This window comes from Bradyrhizobium sp. AZCC 1678 (assembly GCF_036924765.1).
GTDB lineage: Bacteria > Pseudomonadota > Alphaproteobacteria > Rhizobiales > Xanthobacteraceae > Bradyrhizobium > Bradyrhizobium algeriense.
Map to the genome: position 1 here is coordinate 5,081,337 of NZ_JAZHSE010000001.1, position 20,055 is coordinate 5,101,391.

Annotated in this window: 22 protein-coding genes and 1 pseudogene; 7 read left to right on the top strand and 16 right to left on the bottom strand. The window is 62.4% G+C overall.

Annotated elements, in window-relative coordinates:
* The first annotated feature begins 162 nt into the window (after window positions 1-162).
* Window positions 163-1,029: a hypothetical protein gene (locus tag V1294_RS24195; RefSeq protein WP_334500611.1), complete on the top strand. Its 867-nt coding sequence runs from the start codon at window positions 163-165 to the stop codon at window positions 1,027-1,029.
* A gap of 12 nt (window positions 1,030-1,041) precedes the next feature.
* Here V1294_RS24195 and V1294_RS24200 read toward each other — a convergent pair whose 3' ends face one another.
* The 7 genes and pseudogenes from V1294_RS24200 to V1294_RS24230 all read right to left on the bottom strand — a co-directional run bounded on the left by V1294_RS24200 (window position 1,042) and on the right by V1294_RS24230 (window position 8,040).
* Window positions 1,042-2,634: a class I adenylate-forming enzyme family protein gene (locus tag V1294_RS24200; RefSeq protein ID WP_334500612.1), complete on the bottom strand. Its 1,593-nt coding sequence runs from the start codon at window positions 2,632-2,634 to the stop codon at window positions 1,042-1,044.
* A 12-nt stretch (window positions 2,635-2,646) separates the two neighbouring features.
* Window positions 2,647-3,469 (bottom strand): annotated as a pseudogene (panB, locus tag V1294_RS24205) (3-methyl-2-oxobutanoate hydroxymethyltransferase).
* Window position 3,470: 1 nt separating this feature from the next.
* Window positions 3,471-4,055, bottom strand: a complete 585-nt coding sequence (locus V1294_RS24210; RefSeq protein WP_108517505.1) for an NnrU family protein — start codon at window positions 4,053-4,055, stop codon at window positions 3,471-3,473.
* A gap of 86 nt (window positions 4,056-4,141) precedes the next feature.
* On the bottom strand, window positions 4,142-4,744 hold the full coding sequence (locus V1294_RS24215; RefSeq protein ID WP_334500615.1) for a hypothetical protein: 603 nt from the start codon (window positions 4,742-4,744) through the stop codon (window positions 4,142-4,144).
* A gap of 70 nt (window positions 4,745-4,814) precedes the next feature.
* Entirely contained in the window at window positions 4,815-5,372 is a 558-nt protein-coding gene (locus tag V1294_RS24220) for a TetR/AcrR family transcriptional regulator (protein ID WP_334480024.1), read from the bottom strand.
* A gap of 55 nt (window positions 5,373-5,427) precedes the next feature.
* Entirely contained in the window at window positions 5,428-6,153 is a 726-nt protein-coding gene (locus V1294_RS24225) for a crotonase/enoyl-CoA hydratase family protein (RefSeq protein WP_334500617.1), read from the bottom strand.
* 267 nt (window positions 6,154-6,420) lie between these two features.
* On the bottom strand, window positions 6,421-8,040 hold the full coding sequence (locus tag V1294_RS24230; RefSeq protein WP_334500618.1) for a peptide chain release factor 3: 1,620 nt from the start codon (window positions 8,038-8,040) through the stop codon (window positions 6,421-6,423).
* A 155-nt stretch (window positions 8,041-8,195) separates the two neighbouring features.
* Between V1294_RS24230 and sugE the strand changes: the two genes are divergently transcribed.
* Window positions 8,196-8,519 (top strand): quaternary ammonium compound efflux SMR transporter SugE, encoded by a 324-nt coding sequence (gene sugE, locus V1294_RS24235; RefSeq protein WP_334500620.1) that lies wholly within the window; start codon window positions 8,196-8,198, stop codon window positions 8,517-8,519.
* Here sugE and V1294_RS24240 read toward each other — a convergent pair.
* The 7 genes from V1294_RS24240 to V1294_RS24270 all read right to left on the bottom strand — a co-directional run bounded on the left by V1294_RS24240 (window position 8,511) and on the right by V1294_RS24270 (window position 15,015).
* Complete coding sequence (locus tag V1294_RS24240; protein ID WP_334480019.1) at window positions 8,511-9,515, bottom strand: inorganic phosphate transporter; 1,005 nt, start codon at window positions 9,513-9,515, stop codon at window positions 8,511-8,513. The genes sugE and V1294_RS24240 overlap by 9 nt on opposite strands.
* 14 nt (window positions 9,516-9,529) lie before the next feature.
* On the bottom strand, window positions 9,530-10,174 hold the full coding sequence (locus V1294_RS24245) for a DUF47 domain-containing protein (RefSeq protein ID WP_334500621.1): 645 nt from the start codon (window positions 10,172-10,174) through the stop codon (window positions 9,530-9,532).
* Window positions 10,175-10,316: 142 nt separating this feature from the next.
* Window positions 10,317-11,285: a branched-chain amino acid ABC transporter permease gene (locus V1294_RS24250; RefSeq protein ID WP_334480015.1), complete on the bottom strand. Its 969-nt coding sequence runs from the start codon at window positions 11,283-11,285 to the stop codon at window positions 10,317-10,319.
* Between the two features lies 1 nt (window position 11,286).
* Entirely contained in the window at window positions 11,287-12,174 is an 888-nt protein-coding gene (locus V1294_RS24255) for a branched-chain amino acid ABC transporter permease (protein ID WP_334480013.1), read from the bottom strand.
* Between the two features lie 89 nt (window positions 12,175-12,263).
* On the bottom strand, window positions 12,264-13,484 hold the full coding sequence (locus V1294_RS24260) for an ABC transporter substrate-binding protein (protein ID WP_334480011.1): 1,221 nt from the start codon (window positions 13,482-13,484) through the stop codon (window positions 12,264-12,266).
* Between the two features lie 39 nt (window positions 13,485-13,523).
* Window positions 13,524-14,267 (bottom strand): ABC transporter ATP-binding protein, encoded by a 744-nt coding sequence (locus V1294_RS24265; RefSeq protein ID WP_334500622.1) that lies wholly within the window; start codon window positions 14,265-14,267, stop codon window positions 13,524-13,526.
* Complete coding sequence (locus tag V1294_RS24270) at window positions 14,260-15,015, bottom strand: ABC transporter ATP-binding protein (protein WP_334500623.1); 756 nt, start codon at window positions 15,013-15,015, stop codon at window positions 14,260-14,262. Before V1294_RS24270 ends, V1294_RS24265 begins: the two co-directional genes overlap by 8 nt.
* A gap of 373 nt (window positions 15,016-15,388) precedes the next feature.
* Here V1294_RS24270 and V1294_RS24275 point away from each other — a divergent pair, with 373 nt between their 5' ends.
* The gene (locus V1294_RS24275; RefSeq protein WP_334500626.1) at window positions 15,389-15,991 is read left to right on the top strand and encodes a PAS domain-containing protein; all 603 of its coding nucleotides are present in this window, start codon (window positions 15,389-15,391) and stop codon (window positions 15,989-15,991) included.
* Window positions 15,992-16,017: 26 nt separating this feature from the next.
* On the opposite strand, the gene V1294_RS24280 is transcribed toward V1294_RS24275, so the two are convergent.
* Window positions 16,018-16,389: an ArsC family reductase gene (locus V1294_RS24280; protein WP_334500627.1), complete on the bottom strand. Its 372-nt coding sequence runs from the start codon at window positions 16,387-16,389 to the stop codon at window positions 16,018-16,020.
* A gap of 114 nt (window positions 16,390-16,503) precedes the next feature.
* Between V1294_RS24280 and V1294_RS24285 the strand changes: the two genes are divergently transcribed.
* Both V1294_RS24285 and V1294_RS24290 read left to right on the top strand, forming a co-directional pair.
* Complete coding sequence (locus V1294_RS24285; protein WP_190241895.1) at window positions 16,504-16,662, top strand: DUF5993 family protein; 159 nt, start codon at window positions 16,504-16,506, stop codon at window positions 16,660-16,662.
* 7 nt (window positions 16,663-16,669) lie between these two features.
* Window positions 16,670-17,227 (top strand): disulfide bond formation protein B, encoded by a 558-nt coding sequence (locus tag V1294_RS24290; RefSeq protein WP_334500628.1) that lies wholly within the window; start codon window positions 16,670-16,672, stop codon window positions 17,225-17,227.
* On the opposite strand, the gene V1294_RS24295 is transcribed toward V1294_RS24290, so the two are convergent.
* Window positions 17,224-17,928, bottom strand: a complete 705-nt coding sequence (locus tag V1294_RS24295) for a glutathione S-transferase family protein (protein ID WP_334500630.1) — start codon at window positions 17,926-17,928, stop codon at window positions 17,224-17,226. The genes V1294_RS24290 and V1294_RS24295 overlap by 4 nt on opposite strands.
* Window positions 17,929-18,006: 78 nt before the next feature.
* Between V1294_RS24295 and V1294_RS24300 the strand changes: the two genes are divergently transcribed.
* Together V1294_RS24300 and V1294_RS24305 are read left to right on the top strand one after the other, a co-directional pair.
* Window positions 18,007-18,873: an SDR family oxidoreductase gene (locus tag V1294_RS24300; protein ID WP_334500632.1), complete on the top strand. Its 867-nt coding sequence runs from the start codon at window positions 18,007-18,009 to the stop codon at window positions 18,871-18,873.
* Window positions 18,874-18,894: 21 nt separating this feature from the next.
* Window positions 18,895-19,530 carry an HAD hydrolase-like protein gene (locus tag V1294_RS24305; protein ID WP_334500634.1) on the top strand — a complete coding sequence of 212 codons (636 nt, stop codon included), beginning with the start codon at window positions 18,895-18,897 and terminating at the stop codon, window positions 19,528-19,530.
* The last annotated feature ends 525 nt before the right edge of the window (window positions 19,531-20,055 follow it).

A 20,055-nucleotide genomic window follows, 5' to 3' on the forward strand; every position in this document is an offset into this window, starting at 1 on the left:
ACGTAGCCTATCGATATGGCGGTGGCAAGGCAAAGTGAGGTGGATCAAAGCGTTAACAACGGCGCCGCCCGCGAAATCGCCTGGCAGCGTTGACATCGCGGTTCAAAGTTTGGCGTAATCCCGCTTCCATTTCGAATCTTATCCCAATTTCTTGGGTGTTTCATGCCTCGCCATGCGCTGGTTTCGATGCTTGCCATGGGGCTGGTCATGGGACTGGCATCCCTGTCCGCAGCCTCACTGGCCGACGATATCAGGCCGAAGGCGCTCGAGACGGCATTCTCCGGCAAACTCCGCCCCGACATTTTGGGTATCTCGACCGAATCGAACGCCGAATCAGCGCGCGGCGTCTTTGATTCCCTGTTCAAGGGCCGTACCGACACCAAGACCGACATCCAGCAGCAGAAATTCGGCGGCGCCAGCTATGTCGCCGCGCTGAATTTCAGCCTCCCCGCCGGTTCGAAACAGAACGGCGAGATGCTCTCGACCAGCTTCTCCTCGCCTGCGAGCGCCAACCGCGCCTATTTCGTGGCGCGCAATCTGACCTTCGCGCAGGACCAGCAGCCGTCAAAGGCCGACATGATCAAGGAAGTCATGGGCAAATACGGCGTGCCTACCATCGTCGGCGATCAGCATCTGTATTACATCTACCGCAAGGGCTCGATCATGTCCGTCGGCGGCAAGTACAAGGAAGCGACCGCGCTGGAAGCGATCGACAAGCCGCTTGACCCCAGGGCCGCCGTCAAGCTCAACGGCGACACCGTCCGCGGCAGTTGCGTGGCGGTCGTCAAGCGCGCACAGACCAAGGCCAAGGACCCGAGCGCCATGCTGGCCGAGGCCAAGGGTGCGAATTGCGACGGCGTGTTGAGCGTGCAGCTCGTCCCGGGCACGCCGGCCGACCGCGTCGGCATCGCGCAATTCACCCTGCTGGACGTCAAGCAGTTCGTCAGCGCCGCCGCGATCGACAGTGCGGCGCTTGCCGCCGGGCCGAGCGAAGGCTCGATGCCCAAGGGCAGCGCTCCGAAGCTGTAGCGGCCGGCCGCGCTAGGCTTGCACAGTCTCGCGCAATTGCCGTTTCATCACCTTGCCATTGGCATTGCGCGGCAACGGGTCTGTCCGCACATCCATGGTTTCCGGCACCTTGTAATCAGACAGCCGCTCGGCGCACCAGGCGCGCAGCGCCTCGGCCCCGACCGTGCCACGGGTGACGACGACCGCATGCACGCGCTCGCCCAGCACCGGGCACGGCTTGGCGATGATCGCGCTCTCGACCACGTCAGGATGGCCCGAAAGCACCGACTCGACCTCCGCGGAATAGATCTTCAGCCCGCCGCGGTTGATCATGTCCTTCTGGCGATCGAATACGCGGACGAAATTCTCGGCATCGATCGCGCCGAGGTCGCCGGAATGCCAGAAGCCGGCGGTAAAACTTTCGGCCGTGGCCTTCGGATTATTCCAGTAGCCCTTGATGACCGAGCCGCCATGAATCCAGATTTCGCCGATCTCGCCGCGCGGCAGCTCATGGCCTTCGGCATCCATGACGACGATCTGGGCGCCCGGACAGGGCAGACCGACGCTGTCGATGTGGCTGGCGGTCAGTTCGCCGGGCATCATGGTTGACGGCGACGTGGTCTCGGTCGCGCCGTAGCAATTCATCAGCTTCAGCCCGGGAATCTTGGCATCGAGCTTTTCGATCGTGGCGATCGGCATCGGGGCGCCGCCAAAGCCGCCGATCCGCCAGCTCGACAGGTCGTAGCTGTCGAAATCCGGCTGCAGCAGGCAGAGATTGTACATCGCCGGCACCATCACGGTGTAGGTGACACGCTCGCGCGCCGCCATCTTCAGATATTCCGCCGCCTTGAACTCCGCCATGATGATCAGCGCGCCGGCGCAGCGGACCATGGTCATGATGTTGGCGACCACGCCCGTGACGTGGCCGAGCGGCACTGCGGCGATCGATCGATCGGCAGCCGTCAGCTTCAGGCACGATACGAACACCATCGCCGAATGAATGATGTTGCAATGGGCGAGCATCGCGCCCTTGGGCTTGCCCGTGGTGCCCGATGTGTAGAGGATCATCGCGGTATCTTCTTCGCCGACCTCGACCGGCCCTGCGAGCTCCGCGTTATCGGCCAACTCCGAAAAGCGTGAAAGCCGCGGATCACCGTCGACCGCGATCCGGTGCACCACATCGGGAATGTCGCCCGCATCGGGCACACGGTCGGCCAGCGCCGCCTCGTGGATCAGAAGGCGCGCGCCGCAATCGGTGAGCACATAGGCGATCTCGGGCTTTTGCTGACGGGTCGAAAGCAGCACCGTCACCAGCCCGGCATGGGCCGCGCCCAGCATCGTCAGCACGAATTCGATCCGGTTGCCGAGCAGCACCGCGACGCGGTCGCCGCGCTTGAGGCCGAACTTCCCGAAACCTGCCGCGATTTGCGCAGACTGCTGCGCGACTTCGCGCCATGTCATTCGCGTGGCGCCGCAGACCAGCGCTTCGCCATCGGGATTTATAGCAACCGCATCGGCTACCATCGCCGGGATGCTTTTAGGCCGTTCGCAAAAAGCCGGAATGATACGATCGCCGAAGCGCGGTTCTAGCCGCATCGCCGGAATGGAATGCTGCGACCAGTCCATGGCGCGCCCCCGTCAGCTCTTCTTCATCTCGTAGACGTGCTCAGGCCCCGGGAAAGCGCGCGAACGTACGTCTTTGGCATAGCCCCTGGATCGCCGCTTCGATCGCGGGGCCAAGATCGCCATAGCGGCGAACGAATTTCGGCGTCCGCGGCGACAGGCCCAGCATGTCCTCCAGCACCAGCACCTGACCGTCGCAGGCCGCGCTGGCGCCGATGCCGATGGTCGGAATGGCGATGGTCTGCGTGATCTTTCGCGCCAGCGGCTCGGCAACCGCCTCGACCACGACCGAGAAAGCCCCGGCATCCGAGATCGCCTGTGCATCCCTCAGGATCGGGTCCCAACTGCCTTCGTCGCGGCCCTGCGCGCGAAACGAGCCGAGCGTGTTGATCGATTGCGGCGTCAATCCGATATGGCCCATGACAGGCACGCCGCGTTCGACGAGGAACGCGACGGTTTCCGCCATGCGCGTGCCGCCTTCCACCTTCACCGCGCCGCAATGGGTTTCCTTCAATATCCGCACCGCGGAATGAAATGCCTGCTCCTTCGAGGCCTCATAGGACCCGAACGGCATATCCACCACGACCAAAGCGTGCTTCGAACCGCGCATCACCGCATGTCCCTGCAGGATCATCATGTCGAGCGTCACCGGCACGGTGGTCTCGAAACCGTGCATGACATTGCCCAGGGAATCGCCGACCAGAATGACGTCGCAGTGGCGATCCACCAGGGCTGCGGTATGCGCATGGTAGGACGTCAGCATCACGATCGGCTCGCCGTTCTTGCGCGCGCGGATATCCGGCGCAGTTTTGCGCTTGATGGCAGACTGGACCGACATGCTAGGCTCCAACCACGGGCACGCCGATCACGACCGGATGGAACGCGAATGCGAGCGCCAGATAGGCGACGAGGCCGACCGCGATCGCGATCAGGTCGTTGCCGGGACCACCGACGGGGATCGGCGGCGCGCCGGCGTCGGAACGAGATTTCAGCGAAATGCGGTCATATACCGCCCATGCGAGAAACGAGCCGAACAGGATGATCGAGCCGAGATCGCCGTTGGCGAGCAGATGCGCCGCAGCCCACAGCTTGATGCCCGTCAGCATCGGATGCTTCAGCGTCGTATAGATCCGGCCGCGGATGTAGGAAGCCACCACCATGATCACCGCGGGCAGCATCAGCGCCGACGTGATGTGCTTGAGCGCCACTGGCGGGTTCCAGACGTTATACCATCCCGTCGCGCGATAAAGCGCAAAGCCCCAGATAATCAGCGCCAGGCCTGCGAACGAGGCCAGCGCATAGCCGATCTTGTAGCCGCCCTCGCCGGTCGCGGCGATGACCTGCGCGCGCAGCTTGCGCTGGATGGTGAGCGTATGGACGCCGAAGAACAGGATCAAGCCCAGGATCAGCACCAGCAGTCCCATGATGTCCTCCCGCTGCGCGGCTGGTTTTGCCTGTTATCCGCGTATCATTTTAGGGGCTTGGTGCGCAATGCGCCACGCGGACGTGGTCACGGCTTCTCCGCCTGCTTTGCCGAATCGCGGTTATCGACGTAGCGGATCGCGATCGGCCGCCCGGCCAGTGCGCCGCCGAGCCCACTGGTGAATTTCAGAGGCTGGCATGCCTGCAGCGACGCATTGATCGCCTTCAGGTAGGTCGCGCGGGTATCCGCTGGGGCGCCGGCCGTGGCATAGGTCACGCGCGGGGTGGCGATGATCTCGCCCGAGCGCTTGAAGCTGAAGCGAACCGACATCTGCATGCCCGGCCGCGCGATGTCGGAAGGCGGCGGTGACCAGCAGGACCGCAACGCCGCGAACAGGTCGCCGATCGTATCGAGATCGTGGTCCGGCTTTCGGTATTTCGCGGCCTGGTCCTGCGGCGGTACACTTTCGATCGTGAGTTGCAGGTTCTGGCCGTACGGATAGTCGATCTCGGGAATGCACGGTCCGTCGTTGAACACGCTGCAAAACGACGGCGTGCAGGACTGGCCGTCGAGCACGCTGCAGGGCGCATGCGAAAACGGCGTCGCGTCGATCTGGCGCCGCGACTGGGCATCGGCGGCACCCATCCCGACGAAGAGTGCGGTCAGACAAACGATGGCGAGCCGGAACATGTAGTGGGGTCCTCACGGTCGACCCGACTAAGCTGATGCACGCTAGAGGCGCTATCAAGGCTGACGGCGTTCACATCCCCGCGTTCATGGCCGACAGTTCCGCAATAAGGGCCTTCTCGCTGGGCTGGTCGAGGACGCCGGCCGTATAGAGCGAGATGCCGCCATAAAGCGTGATGTAGACCTTCATCACTGCGCGGCGGCGTTCGGCCGGGCTCTCGATATCCTGGCAGAATATCCGCATGGCCTGGGTGATGACCTTGTGGACCGCAGCCTGCAGCGGCGGGTTGTGCTTCATGGTCGCGTGCGGGCGGCTGGTCATCAGGGCGTAGAGCGCGCGATTGGCCAGGGCGAAGCGGACATATTTCGCGGTGTAATCCTGTGGCGTGTCCGCCTTGACGAGGATGGCGGCGAGCCGGGTATAGGCCTCGGTCGCCACCGCATCAAGCAGCGCCTCGCGGTCGGCGAAATGATTGTACAGCGAGCGATGCGCGACGCCGACGGCCTCCGCGACCTCGCGCAGGCTTAACTGCTCGTGGCCGGCCGCCGCCACGAGGCGTGTGGCAGCCTTCAGCGCTGCGGATTTCAGATTGCCATGGCGATAGGTCGCCCGGCGTGGCTTCACCGTCATGCCTCCTTCATACAAAGGCACGGGACGCAACGCCACCACCGGACGGGTCGAAGTCTCAGGCCGACGCCCGCCGGGCAATGCGGTCCTCGCCATATTGCGGCGTGATATCCTCGTCGATCATGTCGCGGATCATTTTGATCACGGCGCCCCTCGCCCGCGCCTTGGTGGCGGCGTGGGCCGCCATGTTGAGCGTGGCGAGCTTTTGCGCAGCCTCCTCGGCGCTGCGCTCCAGCGCATCCGCCGGAACGACGCGGTCAAAGAATCCAGCGGTGACGGCTTCGGTAGGGCCGAACATTTCCGCTGTTATCACCACCCTGCTGAAATAGGCCGGCGTTAACCGCTGCCGCGCGATCTCGATCGCAAAGCGCGGCACGGTCAGCCCGATCGCGACCTCGTTCATGCCGATCCGGTAATCGCCCTCGGCGGCAATGCGATGGTCGCTGGACATGATAAGGAAGGCGCCCATCGGATAGGCGTTACCCTGGCAGGCCGCCACGACAGGCGTCGGGAACGAGAGAATGCGTAGCGCCAGTTCGGCACCCGCTTTGAGCATCAGATACTGATCCTCGGCGCTGCCCTTGGCAAAGACGTTGAGGTCGAAGCCACCGGAGAAATGTTTGCCGCGGGCTTTCAGGATCACGACAGTTTTGTCTTTTTCCGCCTGGTCGAACGCCCCGTGCAGGGCGTTGAGCATCGCAAGCGACATTACATTGGCCTTGCCGTCGTCGATTACGATGGTGCCGACCGGGCCGGAACGGGAATAGGTCGCGAGATCAGTCATGGCTTGTTGCCTCCCTGTTTCCATAAGCATCCAGTGGATACTTTAACGGATGCCAGTCCGGCGCAAGGGATTTGGCTTTTCACGAGATGCATGCAGGCATCCACTGGATGCATGAGTGCGATGAAGTACCCAAGGCCTCACCCGTCGTCGCCCGCGAAGGCGGGCGATCCAGTATTCCAGAGGCGGTAGTGATCTACGGAGAAGCCGCGGCGTACTGGGTCCCCCGCCTTCGCGGGGGACGACAGAGGGGGCGGAGCGACAGCGCCCTTACCCCTTCTTCTTCACGTCCTTGACGTTGGAGAAGGTAATCCCCTCGGCCCGTTCGCGGGTATAGCCGAGATAGAATTCGTTCTTGGCCATGAACACCGGGTCGCCATCGACGTCATCGGCGATGCCGGAGCCGTTGGCGGCGATGAAGGCGTCGAGTTTCTTGCGGTCGTCGGATGAAACCCAGCGAGCGAGCTGGAACTCCGAGACCTCGAATTCCACCGGCAGCGAATATTCCGCGTCGAGCCGCGCTTTCAGCACGTCGAGCTGTAGCGGGCCGACGACGCCGACCAGCGCCGGTGCGCCGTCGCGCGGCCGGAACACCTGCACCACGCCCTCTTCCGACATCTGCTGCAGCGCTTCTTTCAGCTTCTTCGCCTTCATCGCATCCGTCAGCCGCACGCGGCGGACGATTTCCGGCGCAAAACTGGGAACGCCGACGAAGGTGATGTCTTCGCCTTCGGTCAGCGTATCGCCGATCCTTAAAGTGCCGTGATTGGGAATGCCGACGACGTCGCCGGCAAACGCCTCATCAGCCACCGAACGGTCCTGGGCGAAGAAGAATTGCGGGCTGGACAGGCTCATGTTCTTGCCGGTGCGCACCAGCTTCGCCTTCATGCCGCGGCTGAGCTTGCCAGAGCAAAGCCGCGCGAACGCGATGCGGTCGCGGTGGTTCGGATCCATGTTGGCCTGGATCTTGAACACAAAGGCGCTCATGCGCGGCTCGGCCGCCTCGACCTTGCGCAGGTTCGAATCCTGCGCGCGCGGCGCAGGCGCAAACTTGCCGAGACCTTCCAGCAGGTCGCCGACGCCGAAATTGCGCAGCGCGCTGCCGAAATAGACCGGCGTCAGGTGGCCTTCGCGAAATGCCTCAAGTTCGAACGGCTTGCAGGCTTCGGATACCAGCGCGAGCTCATCCTTGATCTCGGCGACGTCGAGATTGGCGTTGCGGCCGGCGAGATCGGCGATGTCGATCTGCTCGGTCGCGCCGGTTTTGGCACCGCCGCCTTCGAGCAGGCGCACGCCGCCATTGACGACGTCGTAGGTGCCGAGGAAATCGCGGCCGCGGCCGACCGGCCAGGTCATCGGCGTGGTATCGAGCGCCAGCGTCTTTTCGATCTCGTCCAGCAGTTCGAACGTATCGCGGCTCTCACGGTCCATCTTGTTGATGAAGGTGATGATCGGAATGTCGCGCAGCCGGCACACCTCGAACAGCTTTCGCGTCCGCGCCTCGATGCCCTTGGCGGCGTCGATCACCATCACGGCGGAATCGACCGCGGTCAGCGTCCGGTAGGTGTCTTCGGAAAAGTCCTCGTGGCCCGGCGTGTCCAGCAGGTTGAACACCAGGCCTTCGAACTCGAACGTCATCACCGACGTCACGACCGAGATGCCGCGCTCGCGCTCGATCTTCATCCAGTCGGAACGGGTATTGCGCCGCTCGCCCTTGGCCTTGACCTGTCCCGCCAGATTGATGGCGCCGCCGAACAGCAGGAGCTTTTCGGTCAGCGTGGTCTTGCCGGCATCCGGGTGGGAGATGATCGCAAACGTGCGCCGCCGCGCCACTTCATCTGAAAGCGGCGAGCGGGACGGCGATTCGGAAGTAACGGCAATGTCGGACATGAGGCTCGAGCGTTTGGCAGGGAAAACCGGGCTAATCAAGCCTCATTTGGTGGTTGCAGAGGCCGAGGGCCAGTCCCATATCGGCAGCGGAAGGACGGCCTTCCAATTTCACAGCTCATACGCGGGGACGGCCCTGCCTGGTTCGGAGGGTCGTGATGGCCTGGATCGTGTTGTTCGTCGCCGGTCTCATGGAAATAGGCTGGGCGATCGGCCTCAAATATACCGAAGGTTTCACACGGCTCATTCCGTCCGTCCTGACGCTCGCCTGCATGGCAGGCAGCATCCTCCTGCTGGGCCTTGCCCTGAAATCACTGCCAATCGGAACCGCCTATGCGGTATGGACCGGCATCGGCGCGGTCGGTACGGCAATCCTGGGCATCGCGCTGTTCGGTGAGCCTGCCACCGCCGCACGCCTCGCCTGCATCGGACTGATTGTGGCCGGCATTATCGGGCTCAAACTCGTCACGGGATCAGCGTAGCAACAGTACGGCCCAATAGGTCAACGCCGCCACGATTCCAGAAGCCGGAATGGTGATCACCCAGGCGTAGACGATCGAACTCGCCACGTTCCAGCGCACCGCCGAAACCCGCCGTGCCGCGCCGACGCCGACGATCGAGCCGGTAATGGTGTGGGTCGTGGATACGGGAACCCCGAGAAAGGTCGCCATGAACAGGGTCGCCGCCCCCCCGGTTTCAGCGCAAAAACCCTGCATCGGCGTCAGCTTCGTAATCCGCAGCCCCATGGTGCGGACGATCCGCCAGCCTCCCATCAGGGTGCCAAGGCCCATGGCCGCCTGGCAGGAAATCACGACCCAGAACGGGATGTTAAAGTCCGCGCCGAGATGACCCTGCGAATAGAGCAGCACCGCAATGATACCCATGGTCTTTTGCGCGTCGTTGCCGCCATGGCCGAGCGAATAGAGCGACGCCGAGACGAATTGCAGGATGCGGAAGGCGCGGTCGACCGCAAACGGCGTCGAGCGCACCGATAGCCAGGACACGATCGCGACCAGCACCAGCGCCAGCAGGAACCCGACCAGCGGCGACAGCACGATCGCCAGCAGCGTTTTCGACAGACCGGTCCAGACCGCCGCCGAAATTCCGGCTTTTGCGACCCCCGCGCCGACCAGCCCGCCGATCAGCGCGTGCGAACTGGACGAGGGAATTCCGAGCGCCCAGGTAATCAGGTTCCAGACGATGGCGCCCACAAGTGCCGCGAATATCACGGTGGCATCGACGATATCAGGTTCGATGATGCCGGTGCCGATCGTATTGGCGACGTGGAGCCCGAACACCAGGAAAGCGATGAAATTGAAGAAGGCGGCCCAGAGCACCGCATATTGCGGGCGCAGCACCCGGGTCGACACGATCGTTGCGATCGAATTGGCGGCGTCGTGCAAGCCGTTGAGGAAGTCGAACAGCAGCGCGACCGCGATCAGGAAGACCAGAACCGGAAGAGCGAGGGTGGCATCCACGTGATGGCCCTGCCCTATACCTGTTCGATCACGATGGAGTTGATCTCATTGGCGACGTCGTCGAAGCGGTCGGATACTTTCTCAAGATGCTTGTAGATCTCGGCGCCCACGATGAAATCCATCGAGTTGCCGCTGCGATGCTTGAGAAACAGTTCCTTCAATCCAATATCGTGGAGATCGTCGATGCGGCCCTCCAGCTTTCCGATTTCCTCGGTAATGGCGCTCAGCATCGCGACGTTGTTGCCGATCGACTGCATCAGCGGCAGCGCACGACCGACCAGATTGGCGCACTCGACCAGCAGCGTCCCGATCTCGCGCATCGGCGGCTCGAAAGTGCGGACCTCGAACAGCACCACCGCCTTCGCGGTCTGCTGCATCTGATCGATCGCATCGTCCATCGCCGTGATCAGGTTCTTGATGTCGCCGCGGTCGAACGGGGTAATGAAAGTGCGCCGGACCGCCGTCAGCACCTCACGGGTAATGCCGTCGGCGTCATTTTCGAACTGGTTGACGCGCTGGCAGAACACCGGTGTTTCGTCGCCGCCGCGCAGCATGTCCTGAAGCGCCAGCGCGCCCTGCACGACCGTCTGGCCGTGGCGGGCAAACAGTTCAAAAAACCGCTCCTCCTTGGGCAAAAAGGCACGAAACCAGCGCAGCATGGGCATTTTTCCGTCACTCAGAAATGGCCGCCCGGGCGGCCTGTCACAAAACTGTCATAGACCATTCGAGGGAAAAGCGCGCCACGAGGCGACCCGGCAACCGGGTCATCCACTGCTTTGTGAGGCGCCAAAACCAGCCGTTTTACAGGGATCGGCGGAAATAATGCGCGATCTCGCCGATCACGCCGCGGCGGAAGGTCAGCACGCAGGCGACGAAGATGACGCCCTGGATCACCGTCACCCACTGCCCGAACCCGGCCAGATATTGCTGCATGGCGATGATGACGAAGGCGCCGACGACCGGCCCAAAAATGGTGCCGAGGCCGCCGACCAGCGTCATCAGCACGATTTCACCCGACATCGTCCAGTGCACGTCGGTGAGCGAGGCGTTCTGCGCCACGAACACCTTTAGCGAACCGGCAAAGCCCGCAATGGTTCCGGAAAGGATGAAGGCGAGCAGCTTGTATTGGTCGGTCTTGTAACCCAGCGAGATCGCGCGCGGCTCGTTCTCGCGGATCGCCTTCAGCACCTCGCCGAACGGCGAGTTGATGGTGCGGTAGATCAGGAGGAAGCCGCCGAGGAAACCGGCCAGCACGACGTAGTAAAGCACCGTGGGCTTGGCGAGATTGAATATCCCGAACAGATAGCCCTGCGGAATGCCCTGGATGCCGTCTTCGCCATGGGTGAACGGCGCCTGCAGGTAGATGAAGTAAAGGAGCTGCGACAGCGCGAGCGTGATCATCGAGAAGTAGATGCCCTGCCGGCGGATCGAGATGAAGCCGGTCACGACCGAAAGCGCGGCAGCGCCGGCGACGCCGACCAGAATTCCGATTTCCGGCGTCACACCCCAGACCTTGAGCGCATGCGCCGTGCAGTAGCCCGCAGTTCCCAGAAACATCGCGTGGCCAAATGACAGCAGGCCGCCATAGCCAATCAACAGGTTGAACGCGCAGGCGAGCAGCGCGAAGCACAGGGCCTGCATCACGAAGAACGGATAGATGCCGGTCAGCGGCACCAGCCCCAGCAGCACCGCCATCGCCGCGAATACCATCATCTCGTCGCGCATCGCGCGCGGCGTTACCGGCAGTGTGTCGTCAGTCAATGCGCTCATGTCAGGCCGCCCGTCCGGTCAGTCCCGCAGGCTTCACCAGCAACACCAGCACCATCAGGACAAACACCACGGTGTTGGAAGCCTCGGGATAAAAATACTTGGTCAATCCTTCGATCACGCCGAGTGCAAATCCGGTGATGATCGATCCCATGATCGATCCCATGCCGCCGATCACCACCACCGCGAACACCACGATGATCAGGTCGGCGCCCATCAGCGGCCGCACTTGGTTGATCGGCGCCGACAGCACGCCGGCGAGCGCGGCCAGGCCGACGCCGAGCCCGTAGGTCAGCGTGATCATCCTGGGCACGTTGATGCCGAACGCCCGCACCAGGGTCGGATTTTCGGTCGCAGCGCGCAGATTGGCGCCAAGCCGCGTCTTTTCGATCAGGTACCAGGTAGCGATGCAGACGACGAGCGAGAAAATGACCACCCAGCCACGATAGACCGGCAGGAACATGAAGCCGAGATTCATGCCGCCCTGCAGACCGCGCCATTCGCCGATCTGCGGGTAATCGGGAATCGCGTAGGGCAGCCCGGATGAGCCGAAATAGTTCTGGAACACGCCCTGCACGATCAGCGCGATGCCGAAGGTCAGCAACAGGCCATAGAGGTGGTCGAGGCCGGCCAGCCATTGCAGCATGGTCCGCTCCAGGATCATGCCGAAGATGCCGACCACGATGGGAGCGATCAACAGCGCCCACCAATATCCGATGCCTGTCAGATGCAGGAGGAAATATGCGCAGAACGCGCCCATCATGTAGAGCGCGCCATGGGCGAAATTGATGATGTTGAGCATGCCGAAGATCACGGCGAGCCCGAGACTGAGCAGCGCGTAGAACGATCCGTTGATCAATCCCACCAAAAGCTGGGCGTATAGAGCTTGCATCGGTTTCGCACTCAATCTCGTTTAAGACGCGGAATCGCGCAGGGACGCGAGAGGAAGCCCGCCGGCACGGCGCCGGCGGGCTGTCGTTGTTACTTCTTTACCAGCGGACAAACGCTTTCCGAAAGCGGCCGGAAGGCCTGGTCTGCCGGGGTCGTTCCGACCAGCTTGTAATAGTCCCACGGTCCCTTGGATTCGGAAGGCTTCTTGACCTCGAACAGGTAGGCCGGATGAAGCTTGCGGCCGTCGGCGCGGATCGTGCCCTTGCCGAACAGCGGGTCGTCGGTCGGCGCCTCTTTCATTTTCGCCACCACCTTGGCGCCGTCATGCGGATTGCCGCCCATCGCATCGATCGTCTTGAAATAGTGGATCAGGCCAGAATACACGCCAGCCTGCACCATGGACGGCATCGCCTTGTTCTTCATGCGCTCGGAGAAGCGCTTGGAAAACGCGCGGGTGCCGTCGTTCAAATCCCAGTAGAAGGTTTCCGTGAAGTTCAGGCCCTGCGCCACCTTGAGGCCGAGGGAGTGAACGTCATTGATGAACAGCAGCAATCCCGCGAGCTTCTGGCCGCCCGCGACGATGCCGAACTCCGCGGCCTGCTTGATGGTGTTGGTGGTGTCGCCGCCGGCGTTCGCCATGCCGACGATCTTGGCCTTGGAAGCCTGTGCCTGCAGCAGGAACGAGGAGAAATCCGACGAATTCAGGGGATGCCTGACGGTGCCGATAACCTTGCCGCCCGACTTGACCACGACTGCGGCAGTGTCGCGTTCCAGCGCGTGGCCGAACGCGTAATCCGCGGTCAGGAAGTACCAGGTGTCGCCGCCGGCTTTCACCAGCGCCTGTCCGGTGCTGTTGGCGAGCATGTAGGTGTCATAGACCCAGTGAATCGTGTTCGGCGAGCACTGGGCATTGGTGAGGTCCGACGTCGCCGCGCCGGTATTGATCATGAGGGAGTTCTTTTCCTTCACCAGATTGTTGACCGCCAGCGCAACGCCGGAGTTCAACACGTCCACGAAGATATCGACCTTCTCGACGTCGATCCATTGGCGCGCGATGGTGGTGCCGATGTCGGGCTTGTTCTGGTGGTCGGCGGAGACGATGTCGATTTTCCAGCCCTTGCCCGCCAGTCCGGAATCCTCGACCGCCATCTGGGCGGCAAGCGTGGAGCCTGCGCCGCCGAGGTCGGAGTAAAGTCCGGAATTGTCGGTAAGCACGCCGATCTTGACGGTCTTGTCCTGCGCCATGGCGCCACCGCCTGCGGCAAGTGCGAGCGCGGTGCCGAGGAAGAGAGATGAAATGCGATGTTTCATAGTATCTCCATAAATCCAGAGTGCAGCGGGTAGTACTGATTAAACGCCGAGATAGGTGTGGAGCTTGTCCATGTTGGCCGACAGCTCCGAATTCGCAAAACCGTCGATGACCTTGCCGTGCTCGACGATGTAGTAGCGGTCGGCCACCGTCGAGGCGAAGCGGAAATTCTGCTCCACCAGCAGGATGGTGAAGCCTTCCGACTTCAGCCGCGCGATGGTGTGGCCGATCTGCTGGATGATGACGGGCGCGAGACCCTCGGTCGGCTCGTCCAGCATCAGGAAGCGCGCCCCGGTGCGCAGGATGCGCGCGATCGCGAGCATCTGCTGCTCGCCGCCCGAAAGCTTGGTGCCCTGGCTGTTGAGGCGCTCCTTCAGGTTCGGAAACAACTCGAAGATCTGGTCGAGCGACAGGCCGCCACCGCGCACGATCGGCGGCAGCAGCAGGTTTTCGCGCACGTCGAGGCTGGCGAAAATGCCCCGCTCCTCGGGACAGAACGCGATGCCCTGGCGTGCGATCTTGTCGGACGGGGCACGCGTGATGTCCTGACCGTTGAAACGGATCGAACCGGTACGCTTACCGATAATTCCCATCACCGACTTCAGCGTCGTGGTCTTGCCGGCGCCGTTGCGGCCGAGCAGCGTGACCACCTCGCCGGCCTTCACATTGAAGTTGATGCCGTGAAGGATGTGGGATTCGCCGTACCAGGCCTGCAGGTCGGAGACGGAAAGAATTTCCGCGCCCGCCGGTTTGGCGGCGGCTTCGGCCATTTTCAACTCAGGCATGACCGGCCCCCAGGTAGGCTTCCTTGACGCGTTCGTCCTTGGACAGTTCAGAATAATTGCCTTCGGCCAGCACCTGCCCGCGCGTCAGCACCGTAATGATGTCGGACAGGTTGGCGACCACCGAGAGATTATGTTCGACCATCAGGATGGTGTATTTGGCCGAGATGCGCTTGATCAGCGCTGCGATCTTGTCGATGTCTTCATGACCCATGCCGGCCATCGGCTCGTCAAGCAGCATCATCTCGGGGTCGAGCGCCAGCGTCGTCGCAATTTCGAGCGCGCGCTTGCGGCCGTAGGGCATCTCGACCGCCGGCGTGTTGGCAAACTCGCTCAGGCCCACATCATTGAGAAGCTCATGCGCACGGCCGTTGAAGCGGTCGAGCACGCTTTTGGAGCGCCAGAAATCGAACGAAGAGCCGTGCTGGCGCTGCAGGGCGACGCGGACGTTCTCCAGCGCCGTCAGGTGTGGAAACACCGCTGAAATCTGGAACGAACGCACCAGCCCGAGGCGGGCCACATCGGCCGGCACCATCGCGGTGATGTCCTGTCCCTTGTAGAGGATCTGGCCGGCCGACGGCCGCAAGAACTTGGTCAGAAGGTTGAAGCAGGTCGTCTTGCCAGCGCCGTTCGGCCCGATTAGCGCATGAATACTACCGCGACGCACTTTCAGAGCAACGTCGCGAACGGCGAAGAAACCCGCGAATTCCTTGGTCAATCCGTGGGTTTCGAGAATGAACTCATCAGCCAAACAAAACTCCCCCGTCGGCCGTCTCCGCGAGTTTGCTCGCGCGCGGCCAATTTTTCCCTCTTCGGGCAGGCTCTACGGGACGTCCTGGAAACCGTCCCGAGCCCGCCGCCTCCGGGCCGGAATATGCCGTCAACGGTATGGGTTAGGCAAGGTGGAAAGCTGCCGCGGGGAAAACGCGCGTGCCGGTTCCGGATGCGCCATAAGTCGAATTGCGCCGACCGCCCGGCCCGGCCGGCTCGTCGTCCGCGCTCAAACGCGATCTTCGCTCCGGCAAGCCACCGTTAACGGTGTTTTGCTGCAATCAAGCCCTTTCACACAATATTTCTGCCTCCGGCGCATCATGACGCGATTTAGATAGCCAGGAATTGCCGCCTTGGAATTTCAAAGCGCCGGACCGTCGGTCGTCAAATCCATCAAGCAGCGCGACCTGCTGAACACCTGGCTGCGGCTATACGCCCGCGACCAGTCGATACCGCGCATGCCGGAATACCAGCCGACGCGGATCGAGGACGAACTTCCTGACCTGGTATTGTACACCGTCGATACCAGCACACAGCCGCCGCGCCTGACCATCCAGAGCGACGGCACACGGATGTCGAGCGCTTATGGGAATACCGGCAAGGGCCGCTATCTCAACGAGTATCTCGGCGCAAGGCTCGCTCCGATCGTGATGCCGGTCTATCATGAATGCATCGCGCGCCGCCTCCCCGCCTACACCATCGCCAATATCGATGACATCTACGGGCGAATCGTCGCCTATGAGCGGCTGTTGCTGCCGTTCTCCGACGATGGCAGCGTTACCCACATCATCGCTTCGTTGAAGACCATCAGCGAAGACGGCGGCTTCGAGATCAAGAACCTGATGCGTGGAAACGACAAGCTGCCGGTGCCGAAGCTACGCACCATCATCGACCGCGATCTCTTCCATCGCGCACCCGGCCGCATTCCGTCAGGTGACGTGCTCGAATTCGATTAGCCAGCCCGGCGAGCCTGTCGAATCGTTCAAGCCTTCCTTGCGCGCGACTTCGGCGCCACTTCCGTCGCGTAAACTTCCGGCTTGAATCCGACCAGCAATTTACCGCCGAGATCGAGTACCGGGCGCTTGATCATCGAGGGCTGCGCCAGCATCAGCGCCAGCGCCTTGCGCTCGTTGAGGCCTTCCTTGTCGCCGTCGGGCAGCTTCTTGAACGTCGTGCCTGCGCGGTTGAGCAGCGTTTCCCAGCCGATTTCGTCGGACCATTGCTTGAGCTTGTCCTTGGCGATGCCCGCAAGCTTGTAGTCGTGGAAATCGTAGGCCACGCCGTGATCGTCAAGCCAGGCGCGCGCCTTCTTCATGGTGTCACAGTTCTTGATGCCGTAGATGGTAATGGGCATTTTCGTTGCATTCCGGAAATAGCGTTACTGGTCCTGTCGGACCGTTTTTTATACAAAGCGGAACGGCGAATCTATCATAGACTCGCATACCATTCGCGAAGTTAGGACCAGCCGATGGAATTCACCCTTTTGTTTCTGGCCACGGCCATCGTGATGCTGGTCGCCTGGCGCGGTCAGCGTCCACTGGCGCTCGGCCTGTTTGGGGCTGTCCTGATCGCGTGCGTCGCCACCTATCTGCACCACGCGACCGATACGCTGAAACTGTCGTTCTGAGATACGCATGACCCAGACGCGCGCCATCACGCTGAATGCACTCAGCCTCTACGCGGTGGCGCTGGTGCTGGCGGCGGCCTATGCGGCGCAGTTCATCCTTCATGAATTGCCCTGCCCGCTCTGCCTGCTGCAGCGCATCCTGTTCGCCGCGCTGGCCGTCGGACCGATCCTCAATATCCGCTTCGGTCCCCGCCCCAGCCATTATGCGATGTCGCTGCTGGCGGCGGTCGCAGGCGCGGTCGCGTCGACCCGGCAGGTGCTGCTGCACATCATGCCCGGCGACGCGGGCTATGGTTCCGCGTTGCTCGGTTATCACTATTATAGCTGGGCGCTGCTCGGCTTCATTGCCGCCATCGTCCTGCTTGCCGCGATCCTGCTGTTCGACCGCCAGTTCGAAGAAGACAAAGCCGTGCTGCCGGCCACCGGCGGCGCCTTCGCGCAAATCGCGGTATGGCTCGTGATCGCGCTGACAGCAGCCAACGTGGTGACGACACTGCTGGAATGCGGCTTCGGCGCCTGCGCCGACAATCCTCTTGTTTACGAGCTGCTCAAGCGCGCCGCTTAGGGCCGCTTCGGTATGTCGAGCCCGCGCTGCACCGCCGGCCGGGCGAGCCCGCGTTCCAGCCATGCCGGCACCTGCTTCAGCGTATCGAATGCGACGAGATCGCGCGCACCGTAGAAGCCGATCAGGTTGCGGACCCAGCCGAGCATGGAGATGTCGGCGATGGAATATTCGTCGTCCATGATCCATTGCCGTCCGGCAAGCCGCGTCTCCATCACGTCCAGCAGGCGCTTCGACTCGGCAACGTAACGCTCGAGCGGCCGCTTGTCGGCAAATTCCTTGCCGGCGAATTTGTGGAAGAAGCCGACCTGCCCGAACATCGGCCCGATCCCTCCCATCTGAAAGTGCAGCCACTGGATGGTCTGGTATCGCCGCGCCGGATCGGCCGGCAGGAGCTTGCCGGTCTTTTCCGCAAGGTATTGCAGGATCGCCCCGGACTCGAACAGCGGCAGCGGCTTGCTGCCGGGCCCGTCCGGATCGAGGATGGCCGGGATCTTGCCGTTCGGATTCAACGAGAGGAATTCCGGCGTCTTCTGGTCGTCCTTGTTGAAGTCGACCAGATGCACCTCGTAGGGCAGTCCGATCTCTTCCAGCATGATCGAGACCTTGACGCCGTTCGGTGTCGGCAGCGAGTAGAGCTGAAGGCGGTCGGGATGTTTGGCGGGCCAGCGTTTGGTGATCGGGAAGGCAGAGAGATCGGGCATCGAAACTCGTTTTGCATGGTTATTGTTGCGCGGCTAATGTACGGCTGATGCCGCATATAACAAGGGTCCGCGCCGTTCATGACCGACCAACCGTCTCCGCTCGGCCTCACCGATGAGGAGCTTGCGGCTCATCCGACCACATTCGCGACCGATGCGCTGAAGGATCAGGTCGTCGTCGTAACGGGCGGCGCCGGCGGCATCGGGCGGGCAATCGCCTGGCTGTTCGCACGGCTGGGCGCGCACGTCGCCGTGGTTGGGCGCGATGGGGCCAAGCTCGAAGCGCTCGTGGCCCAGTTGGCCGGCCGCGGCCTCAAGGCATCCGCGCATGTCGCCGACATCAGGGAGTCCGATGCGGTCAGCACCCTGTTCGACACGATCTGGGCCGCGCAAGGCCGCGTCGACGGCCTCATCAACAGCGCCGGCGGACAATTTCCGCAAGCCGCAATCGATTTTTCCGTGAAGGGCTGGAACGCGGTCATCAACACCAATCTGAACGGCACCTGGTACACGATGCAGGCCGCCGCGCAGCGCTGGCGCGACCACAAGCATCCCGGCAGTATCGTCAACATCGTGGTCGTGACGACGCACGGCCTGTACGGCATCGCGCACACCATCGCCGCGCGAAGCGGCGTGATCGGGCTCTCGCGCGCCGTCGCGGTCGAATGGGCGCCCTTGAACATCCGGGTCAATTGCGTGGCGCCCGGCGCGATCGAAACCGAAGGCTGGAACGTCTACTCGCCGGAAGCCCGCGCCGCCTACCCGCGCTCGAACCCGATGATGCGCGTCGGCTCGCCATGGGACGTCGCCGAGGCCAGCGTCTTCCTCGCCGGACCATCCGCGAAATTCGTGACCGGTGAGACGCTGACGGTCGACGGCGGCGGCCAGCTCTGGGGCGAAACCTGGACCACGGGCAAGCCCGCCTATTTCGGCGGCGATGACACGTGACACGCTGATGGTCCTTTTCTCATGACGCGTTACCGCCTCGCCATTTTCGACTTCGACGGCACGCTGGCGGATTCCCTTCCCTGGTTTCGTGCCTCCTTCCAGGACATGATTACGCGGTTCGATCTTGCGCCCGTCCGCGACGACGAGGTGGAAGGGCTGCGCGGAATGTCCGCGCGTGAAATCATGGCGCGGCTCAACGTATCCATGTGGCAACTGCCGGCCATCGTCAGCGACATGCGAAAGCGCAAGCTCGCGGCAGCGAGCGAGATATCGCTATTCGCCGGCATCCCGGCGATACTGACCGACCTGCAACGCCTCGGCATCAAGACCGCCATCGTCAGTTCCGACAGCGAAGCATCCGTCCGGCATGTACTCGGGCCCGCCACCGCCCGGATCGCTCGCTTCGACTGCGGCGCTGCGGTGTTCGGCAAGCACAGGAAATTTCGACGCGTCGCACGCAAGCTTGGCGCGAAGCCTTCGGAGACGATCTGCATCGGCGACGAGATCCGCGACATTGAAGCCGCGAAAGCCGCCGGCATGGATTCCGGTGCGGTAGCGTGGGGCTACGCACTTCCGAGCGCGCTGCAGGCGGCGGGACCGACGCATCTGTTCAATTCGATCGAGGAGATGATCGAGCGGCTTGCCGTGGCGAAATAGTGCAGCCGAAAGCTTCCCCGCATTCTTTGTCAGCGCCGCGATCCAGGCATCAGGCATAAAGCAAAGCTGGAAGACGCGCGCTTCGAGCGTGGCAAAGATTTTGCCAGGATGATTGTGGGAGGGCGTGCCGCTCGCAAGAACCGAAGCCGTGGTAGCAACTCGATCTTGCGTTCGACCAAAAGCACCATATTCGTAAACGCTTCTGACAAAGAACCGCCCGGCCGACTGCTGGCAGTTCTTGTGTGTCAGGAGCAGGGCTTCTCGCCGCGGATAATCCACCTTGCGACTTTCAGCTGATCCCGCAACTCACTGAAATAGTGAAGGAAGCTTGTTTTTCGGAAATATCTGCGATCCTGCGGAATCCATCAGTGTCCTCCGCCCGCGACCCAGTAGATGACAACAGATTCTAGCGCCTCAGGCCTTTCTCAGGAATCTCTTCATCCGATTATCCTGTCTCCGATGCCTTGAAGCTAGCGTTGCAAACTGGTAACGAATGAACTTATAGTAGTGGCGCTGTGTATGCGG